Origin of the sequence: Zhongshania sp., from assembly GCF_047636175.1 — a bacterium.
GTDB lineage: Bacteria > Pseudomonadota > Gammaproteobacteria > Pseudomonadales > Spongiibacteraceae > Spongiibacter.
In genome coordinates, this window is sequence record NZ_JBLIKC010000019.1 from 26,000 (window position 1) to 44,953 (window position 18,954).

At 49.4% G+C, this 18,954-nt stretch carries 15 protein-coding genes; 11 read left to right on the forward strand and 4 right to left on the reverse strand.

Annotated elements, in window-relative coordinates; translation table 11 throughout:
- Positions 1 to 49: 49 nt before the first annotated feature.
- From ACI955_RS12180 to ACI955_RS12190, 3 genes are all read left to right on the forward strand, one after another.
- Positions 50 to 3,412 carry a DUF2126 domain-containing protein gene (locus ACI955_RS12180; RefSeq protein WP_415244011.1) on the forward strand — a complete coding sequence of 1,121 codons (3,363 nt, stop codon included), beginning with the start codon at positions 50 to 52 and terminating at the stop codon, positions 3,410 to 3,412.
- 141 nt (positions 3,413 to 3,553) lie between these two features.
- Positions 3,554 to 4,048: a nitroreductase family deazaflavin-dependent oxidoreductase gene (locus tag ACI955_RS12185; protein WP_415244012.1), complete on the forward strand. Its 495-nt coding sequence runs from the start codon at positions 3,554 to 3,556 to the stop codon at positions 4,046 to 4,048.
- 32 nt (positions 4,049 to 4,080) lie between these two features.
- Complete coding sequence (locus tag ACI955_RS12190) at positions 4,081 to 4,527, forward strand: hypothetical protein (RefSeq protein WP_415244013.1); 447 nt, start codon at positions 4,081 to 4,083, stop codon at positions 4,525 to 4,527.
- 11 nt (positions 4,528 to 4,538) lie between these two features.
- On the opposite strand, the gene ACI955_RS12195 is transcribed toward ACI955_RS12190, so the two are convergent.
- Both ACI955_RS12195 and rsmD read right to left on the reverse strand, forming a co-directional pair.
- Positions 4,539 to 5,756, reverse strand: a complete 1,218-nt coding sequence (locus ACI955_RS12195) for an NADH:flavin oxidoreductase (RefSeq protein ID WP_415244014.1) — start codon at positions 5,754 to 5,756, stop codon at positions 4,539 to 4,541.
- Between the two features lie 223 nt (positions 5,757 to 5,979).
- On the reverse strand, positions 5,980 to 6,564 hold the full coding sequence (gene rsmD / locus ACI955_RS12200; RefSeq protein WP_415244015.1) for a 16S rRNA (guanine(966)-N(2))-methyltransferase RsmD: 585 nt from the start codon (positions 6,562 to 6,564) through the stop codon (positions 5,980 to 5,982).
- Positions 6,565 to 6,651: 87 nt separating this feature from the next.
- On the opposite strand from rsmD, the gene ftsY reads away from it, so the two are divergent.
- The 6 genes from ftsY (at position 6,652) to trmB (ending at position 11,661) form a co-directional block, all read left to right on the forward strand.
- The gene (gene ftsY, locus ACI955_RS12205) at positions 6,652 to 7,767 is read left to right on the forward strand and encodes a signal recognition particle-docking protein FtsY (RefSeq protein WP_415244016.1); all 1,116 of its coding nucleotides are present in this window, start codon (positions 6,652 to 6,654) and stop codon (positions 7,765 to 7,767) included.
- Positions 7,764 to 8,441: a cell division ATP-binding protein FtsE gene (ftsE, locus tag ACI955_RS12210; protein ID WP_415244017.1), complete on the forward strand. Its 678-nt coding sequence runs from the start codon at positions 7,764 to 7,766 to the stop codon at positions 8,439 to 8,441. Before ftsY ends, ftsE begins: the two co-directional genes overlap by 4 nt.
- On the forward strand, positions 8,431 to 9,462 hold the full coding sequence (gene ftsX / locus ACI955_RS12215; RefSeq protein ID WP_415244018.1) for a permease-like cell division protein FtsX: 1,032 nt from the start codon (positions 8,431 to 8,433) through the stop codon (positions 9,460 to 9,462). The genes ftsE and ftsX overlap by 11 nt, the downstream gene beginning before the upstream one ends.
- Positions 9,463 to 9,584: 122 nt before the next feature.
- Positions 9,585 to 10,433: an RNA polymerase sigma factor RpoH gene (gene rpoH, locus ACI955_RS12220; RefSeq protein ID WP_415244019.1), complete on the forward strand. Its 849-nt coding sequence runs from the start codon at positions 9,585 to 9,587 to the stop codon at positions 10,431 to 10,433.
- Positions 10,434 to 10,591: 158 nt separating this feature from the next.
- Complete coding sequence (locus ACI955_RS12225; RefSeq protein WP_415244020.1) at positions 10,592 to 10,966, forward strand: DUF423 domain-containing protein; 375 nt, start codon at positions 10,592 to 10,594, stop codon at positions 10,964 to 10,966.
- The gene (gene trmB / locus ACI955_RS12230; protein WP_415244021.1) at positions 10,966 to 11,661 is read left to right on the forward strand and encodes a tRNA (guanosine(46)-N7)-methyltransferase TrmB; all 696 of its coding nucleotides are present in this window, start codon (positions 10,966 to 10,968) and stop codon (positions 11,659 to 11,661) included. Before ACI955_RS12225 ends, trmB begins: the two co-directional genes overlap by 1 nt.
- 260 nt (positions 11,662 to 11,921) lie before the next feature.
- Here the strand turns inward: trmB and ACI955_RS12235 are convergent, their stop codons facing one another.
- Positions 11,922 to 12,830: a response regulator gene (locus ACI955_RS12235; RefSeq protein WP_415244022.1), complete on the reverse strand. Its 909-nt coding sequence runs from the start codon at positions 12,828 to 12,830 to the stop codon at positions 11,922 to 11,924.
- Complete coding sequence (locus tag ACI955_RS12240; RefSeq protein WP_415244023.1) at positions 12,827 to 16,195, reverse strand: ATP-binding protein; 3,369 nt, start codon at positions 16,193 to 16,195, stop codon at positions 12,827 to 12,829. The genes ACI955_RS12235 and ACI955_RS12240 overlap by 4 nt, the downstream gene beginning before the upstream one ends.
- A gap of 416 nt (positions 16,196 to 16,611) precedes the next feature.
- On the opposite strand from ACI955_RS12240, the gene urtA reads away from it, so the two are divergent.
- Both urtA and urtB read left to right on the forward strand, forming a co-directional pair.
- Positions 16,612 to 17,859, forward strand: coding sequence for an urea ABC transporter substrate-binding protein (gene urtA / locus ACI955_RS12245; protein ID WP_415244024.1), 1,248 nt, complete (start codon positions 16,612 to 16,614; stop codon positions 17,857 to 17,859).
- Positions 17,860 to 17,976: 117 nt separating this feature from the next.
- Positions 17,977 to 18,900: an urea ABC transporter permease subunit UrtB gene (gene urtB / locus ACI955_RS12250; protein ID WP_415244025.1), complete on the forward strand. Its 924-nt coding sequence runs from the start codon at positions 17,977 to 17,979 to the stop codon at positions 18,898 to 18,900.
- Positions 18,901 to 18,954 lie beyond the last annotated feature (54 nt).

The window sequence follows — 18,954 nt, forward strand, 5'->3', positions numbered from 1 at the left end:
GAATTTTTAGACGAATGTTGACGTAAATGCGGTTATCGCAGGAGAAGTAATGACAATTCGCGTGGCTATTCATCACAAGACATACTACAGCTTTGACCGTTTGGTAGAACTTTCACCGCACGTAATACGCTTACGGCCTGCGCCTCATAGTAGAACGCCAATTCATAGCTATAGCATGAAGGTGGTGCCCGAGAACCACTTTCTAAACTGGCAACAAGACGCCTTTGGTAACTATCTTGCCCGCTTGGTCTTTCCAGAAAAGACCGAAAAATTTTCAATAGAGGTTGAAGTGATTGCGGATATGACCGTTATCAATCCCTTTGACTTTTTTGTAGAAGAGTATGCTGAAAAATTCCCGTTTTACTATAAAAAGCAGCTTAAAAAAGAGCTTGCACCCTATCTTGCCAAGGAAAAGCAGGGCAAGTTATTTAATAAATTCTTAAAATCTATTTCGTTAATAAAGCGCCCCGTGAACGACTTTTTAGTTGAAGTAAATCAGGCGCTTGAGCAGAAGATTGAATACTGCCTGCGTTTTGAGCCCGGCGTGCAAGACCCTGAGGAAACCCTGCAGCTGAGCAAAGGTTCATGCCGAGATTCTGCATGGCTGGCCGTGCAATTATTTCGGCATTTGGGTATTGCCGCAAGATTTGCGTCTGGCTACTTGGTGCAATTAACCTCAGACGAAAAATCATTGGATGGCCCAAGTGGTCCAGAAGAAGACTTTACTGACTTGCACGCCTGGTGTGAGGTATTTATTCCCGGCGCCGGTTGGATCGGTCTTGATCCCACGTCTGGCCTGTTTGCGAGCGAAGGGCATATACCCTTGGCCTGCACCCCTGATCCAGTGTCAGCAGCACCAATAGAAGGTTTTACCGACGAGTGTGAAGTAGAGTTCGATTATTCAAATGTGGTCGAGCGTGTTCACGAGGACCCTCGGGTAACAAAACCGTATAGCGACGATCAGTGGGCAGATATTTTGATGCTCGGTGAGCAGGTTGATGCGGATTTAGTAAAGAATGATGTTCGTCTGACCATGGGGGGAGAGCCTACCTTTGTGTCAGTAGATGACATGGAGTCAACACAGTGGAATACCGGAGCACTCGGCGCTGATAAATTAAGCCTGGCGAAAACCTTACTACTAAAACTGCGCGACCATTTCGCACCGCAAGGTCTGCTGCATTATGGGCAAGGTAAGTGGTATCCGGGAGAGGAAGTGCCGCGCTGGGCGCTGGGCTTATTTTGGCGTAAGGACAAAGAACCCCTGTGGACTTCCCCAGATCTGTTGGCCCGAATAGACAAGGACTATGGTCACAGTGTGGCGACATCAGAGCAATTCGCATTAGGCTTGATTGAGAAATTAAGCTTGGCTAAGGATTATGCTCAGCCTGCCTATGAAGATGCCTTGCACTACCTATTGCAGGAACAAAAAATACCCAAGAATATCGACATTCTTGCCTCTAAGATTAGTGATGATCTAGGCCGCCGGCGTTTGGCTCGCTTGCTTGAGCAAGGATTTAAAAATCCCACCGGCTATATTGTGCCATTGGCGTGGGAGTCTGTGGCTGGCGAATGGAACAGTAGTATTTGGAATGTAAAACGCGAGCGTCTTATTTTGACGCCCGGTGATTCTCCAATGGGCCTGCGTTTGCCACTTGGTGATTTACCTGAGCTAGAAGAGCCAGAGATTCAGCCAGATCGCGACCCCTTCGAAGAACGAGATGCCTTACAGGCCCGTCAGGATATTCATTTTCCTGTCGAAGCTAGGGCGCCAACACCACAGCGTCTGCGAAGCGCATCGCAAGCTGTCGCCGATAAGCTAACGCACGCTCAGCCCTTAATTCGCACTGCGATGTGTATTGAGGCTCGAGGCGGAAAAATTCATATTTTCATGCCACCGCTGCATAGTCTTGAGCACTATGTAGAGCTGGTCGCAGCTATAGAAGAAACTGCCAAAGAACAGAGTGTGCCAGTCATTTTAGAGGGCTATGAGCCTCCTCGTGACCCACGGATACAAAAGCTGCTGGTGACGCCTGACCCTGGTGTTATCGAGGTGAATGTTCACCCCACCTCTAGTTGGAAGGAGTTAGTGGCGAATACTACCGTACTATATTCGGTGGCTAGGGAATCACGCCTTGCGGCTGAAAAGTTTATGCTCGATGGCCGACATACGGGCACCGGTGGTGGCAATCACATTACTTTGGGTGGTGTTACACCGAGTGATAGCCCTATTCTGCGTCGGCCGGATTTACTGCGTAGCCTGGTCACGTTTTGGCAGCATCATCCAAGTTTGTCGTATATCTTTTCGAGCGCATTTATCGGTCCAACCAGTCAGGCGCCACGGGCTGATGAAGGCCGTGACGAAATATTGTATGAGATGGAAATTGCCTTTCAACAAATGCCGGATGGGCTTGCAGATCAGCCCTGGTTAGTCGATAGATTAATGCGTAATCTGCTCATTGATATTACTGGCAATACGCATCGCGCCGAATTTTGTATCGACAAGCTGTACGCGCCGGGTAGTGCGACAGGCCGCTTAGGACTGTTAGAATTTAGGGGCTTTGAAATGCCGCCGCACAGCCGTATGTCCTTGGTTCAGGCCTTACTGATTCGAACCTTGGTGGCGCGCTTTTGGAATGAACCCTACAAGAAACCCTTAGTTCGCTGGGGAACAGCGCTGCACGATAAATTTATGTTGCCGCATTATTTATGGCAGGACATGAAGGACGTGATAGCCGATTTAGAACGTGCAGATTACCCCTTTAAAGCTGACTGGTTGTTGCCGTTTGAGGAATTTCGCTTCCCTCATTATGGTCGCGTCAAACTCGATGAAATTGAAATTGAACTGCGCTGGGCGGTTGAACCTTGGAATGTGCTTGGCGAAGAGATCGGTAGTTTTGGTACCGCAAGGTATGTCGATTCTTCGGTTGAACGCCTGCAAGTAAAACTCACTGGGCTAACGGATAGTCGTTTTGTGCTTGCCTGTAATGGCCGCAGAGTGCCGCTGGCGAACACCGGCCGTCATGGCGAATACGTTGCGGGCGTTCGCTACCGTGCGTGGGCACCACCATCGGCCTTACATCCTACTATCGGAGTGCATACTCCCTTGGTGTTTGACTTGATCGATACTTGGACGGGACGCTCATTAGGTGGCTGCAGCTACCATGTGTCGCATCCCGGTGGCAGAACTTATGAAACCTTTCCTGTAAATGCGTTTGAGGCTGAGTCGCGGCGTGGTAACCGCTTTAGTGCGGTAGCCCATACCCCTGGACCTTACACGCCACGGCCTGATCTGAACGCGGTGCGTGAATTTTTCACCGAGCCACCGCGGCCGATGGCGCCGCCACCAGAAGAGTCGCCGGGCGAGTATCCTCATACTCTGGATCTGCGTCGCAAGCCTAACTGGATTGGTTAATCTCGCTTGCTAAATACAGCCTGCTAGCGCTTGAAATATTAAGCGTTAGCGGGCTTTTTTTTGCACTCCAGATGGACGACGCGTGAGGACAGTCAATTCCCGTAAAATAAGAGTGTTGATCATTAAGAGAATCAAAAAATCATGCCCAGTAAGCTAGATTATGTGAAAACGCGGCGACAAGACGTCGGCGAAATCCCTTTGAAATGGCAAAAGCGAATCCAGCGAATAATGAAACATTACACCCGTTTCAATGTGTGGGTGTATAAGAAAAGTGGCGGTCGCCTGTTAAAGAATTTCCCCGGCGGCTACCCAATATGTATCGTGGGTATGACCGGGCGTAAGAGCGGCGAGCGGCGTGAGATTGCCTTGATACACTTGCCTTGGGGTGATAAAAAATTATTGGTTGCCTCTCAAGGTGGTATGGAAAAACACCCTCAGTGGTACTTCAATATTGCCGCCCACCCCGAGATCGACATCATGGTTCGCGGTGACAAAAATGTGTATCTCGCCGGTCAAGCCAGTGATGATCAAAAACGCGAATTATGGCCGCACTTATTAAATCTCTACCCTAGCTTTGATCAGTACCAAGCCCGTACTGACCGCGATATTCCGGTTTTCATATGCCAGCCTCAGTAACTGAACTTAACTAATAATAAAAGGGGATCTAGATGTCCAATGTAAATAACGTGGTTGAACAGCAGCACAACTTAGCATTTCACGGCGTCATTATTTTATTCTTGGGGCTGCTCGCGGGGATCGGCTTTTCTATCGCCGCGGCGACCCAGGAGATCACCAGTCCGGCCTACGGTGCGTGGCGATTTGCCCATATGCAAGGTCTCATTAATGGCTTGGTGGTATTGGCGGTGGCGGGCGTGTGGCAGCGCATGAATGTGGATGGCAAAGGTATTACTTTGGCGCGGATTTTCTTGATACTGGGTTGTTATGCCAACATCATTGGGCCAATCATCAATGCCTTATTTATCGGTAAGCGCTTGATTGCACCCGAAACGAACTTAGAAGCCCTAGTGGTATATGGTTTTTATATACCCGGCACACTGCCTATTATTTCTTTCCCAATTTTTGCCCTTAATCTTTTTGGCAGCAAAGCCAGATAAACCGGTTGCCATTATTTAGTGCTTGAAAACTGTGTACAGTGAATACCCAGCGGGCTTTCAATAGTGCTAACGCAGTCATTACAGTGGGTGCAGCGGCTAACAAAGTCAGTGTTTAATTCTGCGCTGTTGACTAGGTCGGGATCGCTCAGCAGAGTCCGGCCTAGTTGAATGAAATCGAAGCCCTGCTCCATTAGTGTGGCGAAACTTGCATTGCTACTGGCGCCGCCCACATAGATCATTTTGCATGACACCGCGTCACGAATTCGTTTAGCCTGCTCTAAAAAATACAGTTCATGATAGGGGTAATCTTTAAACATAGACTTGCCTGCCAAGCGCAGAATCAGTCGCATGATCAGGCTTTTTTCGGTCTTCAGCATGCTGGGTAAAATATTGCCGCCGCGAAACATGATCATTGGATTCATGGTGCTGGTCCCGCCGCTGGTAATAATCCCGTCAATGCCCGCGTTATCTAATAATTTACTGATTACTACCGCGTCATCATAATGAAGACCCCCACGCACCCCCTCGGTCATGCTGATCTTGGCCAGCAGTGGGAAATCCTTGCCGACGGCATCACGCACCGCAGCCAATACTTGCAGTGGAAGTCGCATGCGATTTTCTAAACTGCCGCCGTAGCTATCTTTGCGCTTATTAGTTTTGGGGCTCATAAACTGGCAGAGGCCATAACCGTGACCAAGATGAATTTCCAGTGCGTCAAAACCGACAGACTTCATAAAGACAGCCGCTTTGCGATAGTTGGCCACTAGCGCGTCGATATCACCGACGGTCATGGCGTCGCAGAACAGCATCCCGCGAGACAGGCCAAGACCATTCAAACCGAAGCTCGGGCCCAATGGGCGTTTGCGGCTTAGCTCAATGTTTTTGGAAAATCCTCCGCAGTGGCCCATTTGCCCCGACACCTTGGTACCGCGTCCATGAAGGTCCGCAATGAGCTCCTTGAGCTGGGGGCGTATGCCTTCGTGCATATACATCATGTTTTCATTCAGACGGCCGTCCATTTCGACTGCGCAATAGCCAAGCGTGGTCATAGCGATACCACCATCGGCAAATGCGCCGTGGAATATATTGAGATGCTCGCTGGGCATGCCGCCGGGCGTCATATTCTCAAAGGTGCCAGCTTTAATGAAACGATTCTTGAGCTCAAGACCATTGATTGATGCCGGAGAAAAGCAATCTGCGGCGCCGTCGCTGGCTAAAGTGTCAGTCATAATGATTACCGTTGTTATTATATTGAGCTTATATCTAGCGCTCTAGTATTGGCGGGCGGCTGCGTCATTTGAATAATCAGTTCGGGCTAGTGCTTGTCCATTGGGTCCCTGTGCTGAGTGTTATGAAATCCACCAGACATAAGGGTTTTCGACGATTGAGAAAACACTGAAGTTTCTCCCATTTCCGTTTTAACCCCATCCTTTATATGCGCCATTCATTAAATTAAGCATGAACGGAAATTAGACGGTAACTAACGTTTCCGGCTCTCTTGTCTTTATCGATATGCCAGTGCTCGGGGAGTGCGGGCAGTGACTCATTTGTTGCTGTTTCAACATAAATGAGAGTGCCATTGGCTAGGGGCTGCTTTGCCAGGGCTGTGATGGTCGGCGCCAGCAGATCTTGGTGAAACGGTGGATCGATAAAAACAATCTGCTGCGTTACGGCTGTGCTTGCAAGATATGTCTCAGCGGTTTGGCAGTGCACCGCCGCGCTATTGCATTTGAGCGTGCTCAGGTGCTCACGTATTTGCCGACAGGTTTGGGTATCTGCCTCGATAAAGTCACAGTGTTTCGCATAGCGCGATAATGCCTCTAGCCCCAGGGCGCCAGATCCACTGAATAGGTCTAGGCAGCTCGCGTCGTGGATATGGGGGCTAAGCCAGTTAAACAGGGTTTCGCGAATCCGGTCGCTGGTTGGTCGCAGTCCTTCTGCGGCTTTAAAGGATAATTTTCTGCTGCGCCATTGGCCGCCGATGATCCTTAGCGTGCCCAGTGTTTCTTTGCTGTGTTGACCTTGCGGTTTGCGCATGGGATTCCGGTGCCAGTTACTCAGAGAAATGGTAGGATAAGGCTTTTATTTTTGCTGTAAACCTCACCTCGGAATTTATATACCCGCATGACAGATAACGCCACACCACCGGAACCAGAGTCGGAAGTTAAAAAGAAGGGATTATTCGCCCGGTTTAAAGAGTCTTTTATTGGCTCGGAGGAGGATCTGGCGGCATTGGCCGCGGCTGAAGGCTTTATTGATGATGCAGAAATTGCCCCATGGCAGCATCTGGAATTGTCACCAGAGGAGCAGGCGTCTCTGCTCGTTCGCTTCCGTGAGGGTCTGAGTAAGACCGGCGCCCAGCTGGGTGAGGGTATGGCCAATTTATTCCTCGGCCGCAAAGAGATTGATGATGAATTGCTCGAAGAGATTGAGACTCATCTCTTGATGGCGGATGTGGGGGTGGATGCGACCCAAGAGATCATTAGTAATCTCACCAGTAGAGTGTCGCGCAAAGAGCTAAACGATCCCGAAGCCTTGTATGTCGCACTGCAGGAAGAGCTGAGTACCATGCTTGCGGCGGCGGAAGAAGAATTGATAATCCCAGTTAGTGACAAACCCTATGTGATTTTAATGGTTGGCGTAAACGGGGTAGGGAAAACCACCACAATAGGCAAACTGGCGAAGCAGCTTCAGGTTGGTGGCCGCTCAGTGATGCTGGCAGCTGGCGATACCTTCCGTGCTGCGGCGGTAGAGCAGTTGCAGGTGTGGGGTGAGCGTAACGACGTGCCAGTTATTGCGCAGCATACCGGTGCCGATTGCGCCTCGGTGTTGTTTGATGCCCTTCAGGCGGCGCAGGCGCGCCATGTTGATGTTTTGATTGCAGACACGGCTGGTCGTCTGCATAACAAAGATAACTTAATGGAAGAATTGAAAAAGGTCGTTCGGGTGCTTAAAAAGCTCGATCCCGAGGCGCCGCATGAGGTGATGTTAGTGCTGGATGCCGGAACCGGCCAAAACGCCTTGTCGCAGGTTCAGCATTTCCAGAAGGCGGTTGGTGTTACCGGACTAACCATAACGAAGCTCGACGGTACGGCGAAGGGCGGTATTGTCTTTGCAATCAGCAAGCAGCTAGGTATCCCCATTCGCTTCATTGGTGTGGGCGAGGGGATTTTGGATTTACGACCCTTCCGCGCCAATGAATTTGTCGGTGCCTTATTTGGGTGGCAGCAGAAGCAATGATTGAGTTTGATCAGGTCGGCAAACGTTACGACGGTGGTTACGAAGCGCTTACTAACCTGAGCTTTCATATTCCTCGTGGCGAAATGCGGTTTTTAACCGGTCATAGCGGCGCCGGTAAAAGTACATTGCTAAAGCTAATTATGGTGATGGAGCGCGCTAGTTCAGGCCAGGTTATTGTTGGTGGCCGAAATTTATCGCGTTTGCCGGCGCGCCATATTCCAGAAGTGCGCCGCGAAGTGGGTGTGGTATTTCAGAATCATCAATTATTGTTTGATCGCACCGTATACGACAATGTGGCATTGCCACTTATTATTGCCGGCTATGGCCATCGAGATGTTGGTCGCCGAGTTCGGGCCGCCTTAGATAAAGTTGGTCTACTGGATAAAGAGCGAAAAAATCCGGTCACGCTGTCCGGCGGTGAACAGCAGCGGGTAGGTATTGCCCGCGCGGTGGTTAACAAACCGGCCTTATTACTGGCCGACGAACCCACCGGCAACTTAGACCCGCAATTATCTGCTGAAATTATGCACTTGTTTGAGCAGTTTAAGCAGGTTGGCGTCACGGTACTAATTGCGACCCATGATTTAGGTTTAATTGCGCGCATGCCCTATCGTCTACTGACCTTGCGTAAAGGCCAGCTTGTTAAGCCCGGTGGGGATGCCGATGCGTCTTAATAAGCAGAATAAAATGAACAAGCGGCGTTTGGAGAAACTGCAGACGCCAGCAGCTAAAAAAGACGTGAAGGGCGCGCGCAAGCATAAAACCAGCTTTCGTGATCGCCTTGCGGGCTATCGCAGTCATCACCAGCAAGTGGCCGTCGACAGCTTGAAGCGTTTAGTTATTCGCCCCGCCACCTCATTAATGACCATCTTGGTGATCGCTATTGCGCTGGCATTACCCGCTGGCCTGTATATCGGTTTGAATAATATTGATGCGGTCAGCGATGGCTGGGAAGGCGCCGCGCGTATCTCCTTGTTTCTAAAGCCAAATGTAAGCGCTCCACAGGCAGAGACCTTACGCCGCAATATTGCGGAGCGCGACGGTGTGCTCGTGGCGGAATATATCTCCCCCGATACTGCGCTGATGGAGTTTCGCGCTAGTTCTGGTTTTGGCGACGTGCTAGACCAGCTTGACGCCAATCCCCTGCCTGGCTTGATTGTAGTGACGCCCCGCGAGGCCAATGTGTCAGCCAGCGCAGTGACTGCCTTGCAGGCCGAGTTGGGGAAGCTGCCGCAGGTAGAGCTTGCCAAATTAGATATGGAGTGGCTGCAACGTCTTAATCGTATTACCGAGTTGGGGCGGCGTTTAACCCTAGCCTTAGCGGCAATGCTCGGGGTGGGAGTGCTGCTTATTATTGGCAACACAATTAAATTGGCGATCGAGGGGCGGCGTGACGAGATTCTTGTCGTCAAATTGGTCGGTGGCACCAATGCGTTTGTACGCAGGCCTTTTTTATATACCGGTTTATGGTACGGTCTTGGGGGTGGCTTGATGGCTTGGTTACTCGTGCAGGGTGGCTTGTGGTGGCTGCGTGGCCCGATCGCAGATTTATCTCTTTCTTACCAGAGTGGCTTCCACCTATTGGGTCTAGGCTTTCTTGAGACTATAGTATTATTGCTTTTTGCTGCGGCCTTGGGTCTATTGGGCGCGTGGTTGGTAGTCGGCCGCGAACTCAGGGCGATTGAGCCGCGATAAGCAGCGTCAGTCCCCAAAATAGTTGATTTTTGGTCCGAGTACTTGAACTTTACTGCGTTTGGGACTCTAATAAGCAGCGGTATAAAACGTAGTTTCATCAACGAATTTTAGGAGGATGTGCGATGAGTAGTCATTTACAGCCGATACAGCAGCTTGTACCGGGTGGTGATCTCTCTGCATACATTCAATCGGTCGGCAGTATTCCGGTGCTTAGCGCAGAGCGCGAGCGCGAGCTGGCCGAGAGCCTTTTTTATCACGGCAATGTAGAGGCGGCTCGCCAGCTGGTCATGTCGCATCTGCGTTTTGTGGTGCATATTGCTAAAAGCTATAAAGGGTATGGCTTGGCGCAAGCTGATCTAATCCAGGAAGGAAATGTTGGCTTAATGAAAGCTGTTAAGCGCTTTGATCCTGAAAAAGGCGTGCGCTTGGTATCATTTGCCGTTCACTGGATTAAGGCAGAGATTCACGAATACGTCCTACGTAACTGGCGTATTGTTAAAATAGCCACCACCAAGGCGCAGCGTAAATTGTTTTTCAATCTGCGCAGTGCTAAAAAGCAGCTATCTTGGCTGAGCAACGATGAAGTGCATGCGGTTGCTGCTGATTTAGGTGTGGATGTCGCTGAAGTACGCCGCATGGAAGGGCGTCTAAGCTCGGTAGATGTTGGTTTCGATGCCGATACTGACGATGAGCGCGGCCCTGTTGCTCCAGTACACTATCTTCAAGATCACAGTACTGATCCGGCCTTGTTGTTGGAATCGGACAATCTAGAAGAGAATAACCACCAAAGTCTGTCGCTGGCCCTGTCTGATCTAGATGAGCGTAGCCGCGACATTCTGCAAAGCCGCTGGTTAAGTGATACCAAAGCAACCTTGCATGACCTCGCTGATCGCTATGGTATTTCAGCAGAGCGTATTCGCCAGCTCGAGCAAGCGGCCATGAAAAAGCTGCGTGTGGCGATGGAAGCTTAGTTACACCCTCGGTTCATGTCTTTATATTCTAACAAAAGCCTCGCAATGCGAGGCTTTTGCATTTTTAGTACTTAAATTGCCATTCCCCTAGGCCGCTGTCTTTTGTAAGCCCGCTGACATCCGTACAATAAGCGATTATCTACCATCTGGGCGGACCCATGGCATCCTTAACGCTTTTTATAGCGGCAATTCTTGGTTTTCTTGCAGTGGGCTTAGGTGCCTTTGGCGCACACGGTTTAAAAGCGACTTTATCGGCGGACATGATGGCGGTTTATCAAACCGCGGTTCAGTACCATTTCTATCATTGCTTCGCGTTACTCATCGTCGGCTTGCTTATGCATAGCGGCATTGAGCATATGTCGCTGCGAGTATCTGCCGTGCTATTTTTTGTGGGTGTACTGGTATTCAGCGGTAGCTTATATGCCATGGCATTCACGGGAGCGCGGTGGTTGGGAGCGATTACCCCTATCGGCGGCTTAATGTTTTTAGTGGCCTGGGCGTGTCTGGCCTACTCTGCATGGAAAGTAATGTAATGACTGATAATGCTGCACCTATTCGTCGTCGCATTAAAAGCTTTGTACTTCGCACTGGGCGCATGACCGATGGGCAACGACGGGCCTACGAGATTAATTGGACTGAGCTGGGTTTGCGGCGCAGCAACGGTATGCAAAATTTTGAAGCCACCTTTGGGCGCGTCGCACCGGTCGTATTGGAAATTGGTTTTGGTATGGGCGACTCTCTTGCAGAAATGGCGGGGAGTGCCCTAGAGAATGACTTTATTGGCGTCGAAGTCCACACCCCGGGTGTTGGTCGTTTGATGTACTTGGTGCAGGACACCGGTCTGACAAATGTTCGCACCTACGAAGACGATGCGGTAGAAGTGCTGGCGCATTGCATTCCCAATGACAGTTTAAGTCGCATTCAAATTTACTTTCCAGACCCTTGGCACAAACTGCGCCACCATAAGCGTCGCCTGATTCAAGGTCCATTTGTGCAGGTTTTGCGGAGCAAGCTTAAAGTCGGCGGTGTTTTGCACTTGGCCACCGACTGGCAGCATTATGCGGAGCATATGATGGCGGTAATGAGCGATGCCGAAGGCTATAGCAATGTGGCCGGTGTCAGCCAATATTCGCCGCGACCAGATTATCGGCCGATCACCAAGTTTGAAAAGCGTGGCGAGCGTCTGGGTCACGGCGTTTGGGATTTACTATTTACCAAAACGACATAGCCATTCGCAGCGGCGCGATATCTTGGGGCGGGCGCACTGCGACCAGATCCATATTGGTGCGTAAGCTCTAATAATGATATTGGGTGCCTGCGGTCACAGTTTGTGAGATCGCAGAGCGCTTACATTAAACGCGGCAATAGTAATAATGCATGACTAAATGCAGATTCTCCTCTTGCCCGTGATTCTCTAGATATTGCTTATCAGCGCTGACGAATTGACTAGCGTCTAAGTCAGTCAGAACATTTACCGAGTAAGAAAATTTAATTTTGTAAGTGTTTAAGTGCAATTACTGCTGCGGCAGTGCGGTTTTCGACGTTGAGTTTTCGAAAAATCTGTTCCAAATGCTTATTTGCAGTGCGCGGACTCATGCTCAATATGGTGCCGATTTCCCGATTAGTTTTGCCGTGAGCAATCCACAGCAACACCTCAGACTCACGTTCGGTTATCGGCAGAGCGGAGCGCAGCCGATCGACGTCAGAAGGCCGTTCCATGTCGATTAACTGTAGTAAGTATTCGTCGGTACCGGTTTGGCTGATGTAGCGGATTTCCAAGGCCTTTTCGGCAGCTTTAATTAATAAACCTTTTTCCTTATTAAAATGTGGCGCAAGCAGTTGGCGTAGCTGCGTAGGAAAATTTTCGCTCAGCCACTGACTATCGAGTCCTGCTTCTTCAAGTAAGTGATAAGCCTGCGGCGTGGCCCATAAGAGATTGCCATCAGCTGCGGCGGAAAATAGAAATTGCCCCGCACTATCCAGTGCTACTCTAGCGCTTAATGTTAGGCGCGCATTACTTAGATGCGCTAGCATTCTGGCGATTAATTCGTCGCCTTTTATCGGTTTAGTAATATAGTCGACACCACCGGCTGTAAAGCCTTTAACAATGCTTTCGGTGTCGCTAAGCCCGGTCATAAATATGACTGGAATATGCGCCAGATCCCGATTTTCCTTGAGTTTGCGACACGTTTCAAAGCCATCCATGTTTGGCATCAGTGCGTCCATTAAAATCACGTCCGGGGTAATGTTGGCGGCAATAGTCAGGGCTTGCGCACCTTCTAAGGCAACAAGTACGGTAATGCCCGCCTGATCCAAGGTATCGTTCAGCATGCTAAGTGTGTCGGGGGAGTCATCGACAATCAGAACAACGTCTTTTTTACCACGGTAAGAGTTCATGACGGGGGGTCTTCCAAAGCGTTAATGAGTGCGCCAAACTGAAATCCAGCGGTAAGTTCTTGTAAGGTGCTCACTGTCGAAGGGTCGGCATTACCTTCTTTAGAAATTTTGTCCAAGCAGCGCTTGATTCCCTTTGCGTAACCTATTTTTGCAAGTTGGATAAGTTCGCGGCGATTATCATGGCTAAGGGGCGCGCCCAAATTTACGGGCGTGGTGGCGGCGGAAATAGACGCTACGCGGTGTTCTTCAGATTCATACTGCCAGACTATAGCGGCGTGCTTAGCTAAATAGCTGAGCAGTTGTGACAGGCGAATGGGTTTAAAAAGGTAGGCATCGTGGGGCGGAGCATCGCTGCTTTCTGGTGTCACTTCGGCGGCATTAGCCGAGATCATAATAATAGTCGCATTGTGAATGCGTTCGCGAATAGTGGCCGCAAGCTCCCAGCCGCTCATTCCTGGCATTGAAATGTCTAATAAGAAAATGTGTGGCTGCGGATCGCAGTAACGCAGCATATCCAAGCAGGTGTTGCCATCCGGGGCAGATATCACATTGAACCCAAGTGGCTTAAGAAAATCGTTTAACAAGCTGCGATGAGTGGGTTCATCATCGACTACAAATAGGGTTTTCTCGCCGCCCTTGTAGCCAATAATTTTCTGTTCCAATGGTGAAGACACTGCTAGGCGGTCGGTACTACTCAACATCAATGATAATTTTACTTCGCTGCCGACACCGACCTGGCTATGAATGGCGATATCACCACCCATAATATCGGTGAGCAAGCGGGTGATTGTCAGACCTAAACCCGTACCCGTGATATACGGTGAGCCCGGCTTGCGAACGCGCTCAAAGGGTTGAAATACCCGCTCTATATCGTCAGCGGCAATGCCGATACCGGAGTCATTAATAATAAATTCCGCGACTTGATTGCGGTAGCTAACAGTAAAATTTACCCGACCTTCGGGAGTGTATTTAATGGCATTAGAAATAAGATTGATGAGGATCTGACGCAGGCGTTTCTCGTCGGTTTTCACCGTCTCGGGTAATGGCGTCAGCCGGTCATAGCTAAAGCCAATACCTTTTGCCTGCGCTTGAACCTGAAACATGCTGATTATTTGATCCAGCAAATTGCCAATATTGACATCCGAGGTAGAGAGCTCAAGTCGACCCGCTTCAATGCGGGAAATATCCAATAGCCCCTCTATTAGGTCGGCCAAGTGTTCGCTGCTGCGGCGAATCACTTTGAGAGCATCAAGTCTGCTTGCTGGAATACTGGGGTCTTTTTCTAGAAGTTGTGCGTAGCCTAGTATGGCATTAAGCGGTGAACGCAGCTCGTGGCTGATCCCAGTAAGATAGCGGGTTTTGGCTTGGTTGGCGGATTCAGCAACCTCTTTGGCTTGCTGCAATTGCATATCGGTTTGTTTGTGTGCCTCAATTTCCGTCATCAGTAATTCAGTTTGACGTTGCGACTCTTCCTGCGCTACGCGGCGACTTTCATGCACCAATGCAAACATCCATGCAAGAATACCGGACACAATAAGCAGAATAAAAAAGACATTACTGAGCGCGCTAGCAGCGAGGTTGCGCTCCATAGCTTCATCAATGGTGATTTGTACATAAACTAGCGCTAATACGCCGGCGATCATAAAGCTTATTAGCGCAAATAATCCGATGAAGTGGCCGGTTCGGGTATTGAGTGAACGAATCCATGTGAGTGGCAAGATAAAGCTAAGTGCGCTAGTCAGTTGCTCTGCCATACGCGAGTTAGTTTTACACATATCGTGACAACGACTATCCAGTGAGCAGCATAGCGAACATATTGGCCCGGAATAAGCGGGGCAGTGGCTCATGTCTTCACCTTCAAATTGATGATAGCAAAGACAGCAGCGCAGCGAAGCGTGGCTGCTGGCTAACATCGGTTCTCTAGCAATATAGAATCTGCCTTTGCTTAGCCAGCAAATCAATGGGGCAAAAATAAATGTACTGCCTAGCGCGATATATGATGCCAGTGCCTGCGCGGTTTCACCGAGCTGACCGAAGTGGGCAAGAAAACCCAGTACCGATGCAATCAGCATAGAGCCAACGCCCACTGGATTAATATCGTAAAGGTGGGCGCGCCTGAACTCCATGGTTGCTGGGCGCAGGCCAAGTGGACGATTTATGACCAAGTCCGCAACCAGCGATCCTACCCACGCGAGGGCAATAATCGAATAAGCGGTGAGAATCTCTTCAAGTACTCGGTAGATACCAAGTTCCATCAGTAGCAGTGCAATCGTTACATTGAACACCAGCCACACTACTCGACCAGGGTGATTGTGGGTGAGGCGGGAGAAGAAGTTTGACCACGCAATAGAGCCGGCGTAGGCATTGGTCACATTAATTTTGAGCTGCGACAAAATAACAAAACTGCCCACTAAAAAGAGCGTCAATTGCGGCGAGTTAGTTAAATAACTAAAGGCGACTAAATACATTCGATTAGGGTCGGAGGCCTCACTAAATGGAATACCGTGGCTGAGTGCTAAAACCGCCAAGAATGAGCCGATTAGAATTTTGATTGAGCCGATAATAATCCAACCGGGCCCGGCGGCAATTAAGGCCAGCCACCAGCGTTTATTGGGTTTTTCTTGGTGGGGTAAAAAGCGCAGGAAGTCGACCTGCTCACCTATCTGTGCGATTAAGGAAAAAATAACCGCAGAGGCGGCGCCAAAGGCGAGAATATTTAAATTAGGATCGCTGTCGGGTGCTTTAAAAGCGATCCAATTATCAAAGGCGTCGTCAGATTGAACGACGATACACGCCAGCGGTAAGAGTTGCAGTATTACCCAAAGCGGTTGCGTCCACAGCTGAAACCGGCTGATAAAAGTAATGCCGTGCGTTACCAGGGGGATAACCACCACCGCGCTAATGAGATAGCCGAATCTCAGGGGTATATCCAGAGTTAACTCTAAGGCGAGCGCCATAATGGCGGCTTCTAATGCGAAGAATATAAATGTGAATGAGGCATAAATTAGCGAGGTAATGGTAGAACCAATATAGCCGAAACCCGCTCCGCGGGTGAGTAGATCGATATCAACTCCCTGGCGTGCGGCGTGATAACAAATGGGTAGGCCGGTCAGAAAAATAATAATTGCAACCGCAACAACCGCAGCTACGGTGTTACTGAAGCCGTAGCTAAGAGTAATAGCACCACCTATCGCTTCAAGAGCGAGAAACGAAATAGCACCTAGCGCTGTGTTTGATACCCGTGCGACAGTCCAGCGGCGGGCACTTTTGGCGGTAAACCGAAGTGCGTAGTCTTCCAGGGTTTCGTTCGCGACCCACCGATTATATTTGCGGCGAACGCGGAAGACTCGTTGCTGGGGATTCATAGCGATAAACTCATTTGCATAGCTAGTATCGTGTGGCTCTAACAACAGCGCATAGTCTGGGAATACAGACGAATAGCCTGAAGATATCAGTTGGGAATCTACAGTTCGGCCCAATTCTGGCTAGAGGCTAACTGATAACCTGCAGGAAAGGTGCCAGCACAAAATCTCATTTATTCTGCGGCGACGTTTGCGCAACAAAAGATGCGTGCTTGATATTGCTTAAATATTAATGTTGAGCGCTTTAGTTCCCATTCCTATTTTAAGTCACTGAGATTGGAAACTATCTCGCCCGCTTTGTTGGCGGTATACGTCATTTAACATAGTAGGGGGGAGCATTCACCTCATGGTGAGCCAAGGCACTTCTGCGGAAACTGCTCGGTGTCGAATTAAGTAACCGTAGCGTAGGAGCAGTAACGATGAGTGACAAATCCGATAACCGGCGTTTTTGGGGTCGCCGCAAGGTGGTCCGAGCAATAGGCGCTCTGCCACTGGGAATCCTCCTGGCGTCGCAGTTGAGCTGGGCAGCGCCTGCCACAACCACTGGCCAAGCGGTAACCGATGATACCGTCACAGTGGGTATATTACATTCACTAACAGGCACCATGGCGATTAGTGAGACCGGTGCGCAAGAAGCTGAAAAACTTGCGATAAAGCAAATAAATGAATCTGGCGGTATTTTGGGTCGTCAAATCAAAATCATTCAAGAAGATGGCGCCAGTGATTGGCCGACTTTTGCAGAAAAAAGTCGCAAGTTGTTGGTGAATGACAATGTCGCAGCGGTATTCGGCTGCTGGACATCGGCATCGCGCAAAGCCGCGCTTCCAGTGTTTGAAAAAGAAAATGGTTTGCTTTACTACCCGACTTTCTATGAAGGATTGGAGCAGTCTAAAAACGTAATTTACACCGGTCAGGAAGCGACTCAGCAGATTCTAGATGGTTTGAATTGGGTAGCTAAAGAGAAGGATGCAAAGACCTTTTACCTGATAGGTTCTGATTACATTTGGCCACGTACTTCCATGAAAATTGCCCGTAAACACATTGAAACCGTATTGGGTGGCAAGGTTGTGGGTGAAGAGTACAAGCCGCTGGGCGATACCCAGTTCGGTACGGTTATCAATAAAATCCGTTTGAAAAAACCTGATGTTATTTATGCCGCGGTAGTAGGTGGTAGTAACGTCGCATGGTTTAAACAGCTTAAAGCAGCCGGTATAACCTCTGAGAAACAAACGCTACTGACTATCTCGGTAACGGAAGATGAGGTGCTGGGCATTGGTGGTGAAAACCTCGAAGGCTTCTACTCCATCATGAAGTACTTCCAGAGTCAGGATAACCCCAACAACGTGGCCTTTGTGAAAGCGTTTAAGGAAATGTGGGGCGATGACAGCGTAATTGGCGATGTAACTCAAGCCGCTTACCTGGGGCCTTGGTTATGGAAAGCCGCCGTTGAGAAAGCCGGTACTTTTGACGTTGACGCCGTAGTGGCGGCATCTGAAGAAGGCGATATCGAGTTGGCCAACGCGCCAGAAGGCTATGTGAAACTTCACCCCAATCATCATCTTTGGAGCAAGGCGCGCGTAGGCAAGTGGAAGAAAGATGGCCAAGCTGAAGTTGTGTATACCTCTGAACTGCTCGAGCCAGATCCATTTCCAGAAGGTTACCAATAGGCCCTCGGCTTGTACTGAAAATATCAGAAATACCGGCGAACATGGATGTTCGCCAATCCTTTTCAAGTAATTAAGTGTGCAAAGAATGTTGACGTATTTATTAGCGGAGGCTAAGTAATGGGCGGTTATAGCTACGATGAGTTAGGCGCGATATTCGCAATGCAAGGCTTCGCCGGCATCAGCTTGTTTAGCGTACTGTTGCTGATGGCCTTGGGGCTCGCAATTATTTTTGGACAAATGGGCGTTATTAACATGGCCCACGGCGAATTTATGGCCGCGGGTGCATATACCACCTATTTGATTTCTTCTTTAACTGAAACGTATATTCCGGCATTCATGCCCTACTATTTCGTATTTTCGATAGCGGCCGCGTTTCTGGTTGCAGGGGTGTTGGGCTATCTCGCAGAATTTATATTAATAAGGCATCTTTATAAGCGCCCTCTAGATACGCTGTTAGCGACCTGGGGTTTGAGCTTAATAATGCAGCAATCCTATCGCTCTATATTTGGCGCGAGAGAAGTCAGTCCTACGTTACCAGATTGGCTGATGGGGTCAGTTCAGCCGACAGACATGATCGATATTCCAATCAACGGAATGTTTGTACTCGGTTTGACGATATTCACTACCTTAGCGGTGTTTTATCTCATGTTTAAATCCAGCTGGGGTTTGCGAGTGCGTGCCACTACTCAAAACCGGGTAATGAGTGGCGCCGTGGGCATCAATACCAAAAAAGTTGACCGCTACACTTTTGCCCTCGGTTGCGGTATTGCGGGTATGGCCGGCGCGGCATTCACCACTATTGCCTCTACGGGACCAACCACGGGAACGCTGTATATCGTCGATACGTTTATGGTTGTGGTCTTCGGCGGCGCTGCCAGCTTGTTCGGTACAATCGCTTCAGCATTCTCCATCGCTCAGGCGCAATCAATCCTCGAATTCTTTATCAGCGGATCAATGGCCAAAGTCTTTACCTTGCTCACCTTGGTAATAATTTTGATGTTCAAACCAGAAGGCCTATTCGCCAGCAAGGTTCGTCGCTGAGACGAACCTAGTTCAGATATGGCATGCCTGGTTCTAAATTATTAGGAGTTAATG

Bases quoted from the DNA above. Each gene is read 5' to 3' on its own strand.
- ACI955_RS12180 (WP_415244011.1), top strand. From the start codon at position 50: ATGACAATTCGCGTGGCTATTCATCACAAGACATACTACAGCTTTGAC.
- ACI955_RS12185 (WP_415244012.1), top strand. From the start codon at position 3,554: ATGCCCAGTAAGCTAGATTATGTGAAAACGCGGCGACAAGACGTCGGC.
- ACI955_RS12190 (WP_415244013.1), top strand. From the start codon at position 4,081: ATGTCCAATGTAAATAACGTGGTTGAACAGCAGCACAACTTAGCATTT.
- ACI955_RS12195 (WP_415244014.1), bottom strand. From the start codon at position 5,756: ATGACTGACACTTTAGCCAGCGACGGCGCCGCAGATTGCTTTTCTCCG.
- rsmD (WP_415244015.1), bottom strand. From the start codon at position 6,564: ATGCGCAAACCGCAAGGTCAACACAGCAAAGAAACACTGGGCACGCTA.
- ftsY (WP_415244016.1), top strand. From the start codon at position 6,652: ATGACAGATAACGCCACACCACCGGAACCAGAGTCGGAAGTTAAAAAG.
- ftsE (WP_415244017.1), top strand. From the start codon at position 7,764: ATGATTGAGTTTGATCAGGTCGGCAAACGTTACGACGGTGGTTACGAA.
- ftsX (WP_415244018.1), top strand. From the start codon at position 8,431: ATGCGTCTTAATAAGCAGAATAAAATGAACAAGCGGCGTTTGGAGAAA.
- rpoH (WP_415244019.1), top strand. From the start codon at position 9,585: ATGAGTAGTCATTTACAGCCGATACAGCAGCTTGTACCGGGTGGTGAT.
- ACI955_RS12225 (WP_415244020.1), top strand. From the start codon at position 10,592: ATGGCATCCTTAACGCTTTTTATAGCGGCAATTCTTGGTTTTCTTGCA.
- trmB (WP_415244021.1), top strand. From the start codon at position 10,966: ATGACTGATAATGCTGCACCTATTCGTCGTCGCATTAAAAGCTTTGTA.
- ACI955_RS12235 (WP_415244022.1), bottom strand. From the start codon at position 12,830: ATGAACTCTTACCGTGGTAAAAAAGACGTTGTTCTGATTGTCGATGAC.
- ACI955_RS12240 (WP_415244023.1), bottom strand. From the start codon at position 16,195: ATGAATCCCCAGCAACGAGTCTTCCGCGTTCGCCGCAAATATAATCGG.
- urtA (WP_415244024.1), top strand. From the start codon at position 16,612: ATGAGTGACAAATCCGATAACCGGCGTTTTTGGGGTCGCCGCAAGGTG.
- urtB (WP_415244025.1), top strand. From the start codon at position 17,977: ATGGGCGGTTATAGCTACGATGAGTTAGGCGCGATATTCGCAATGCAA.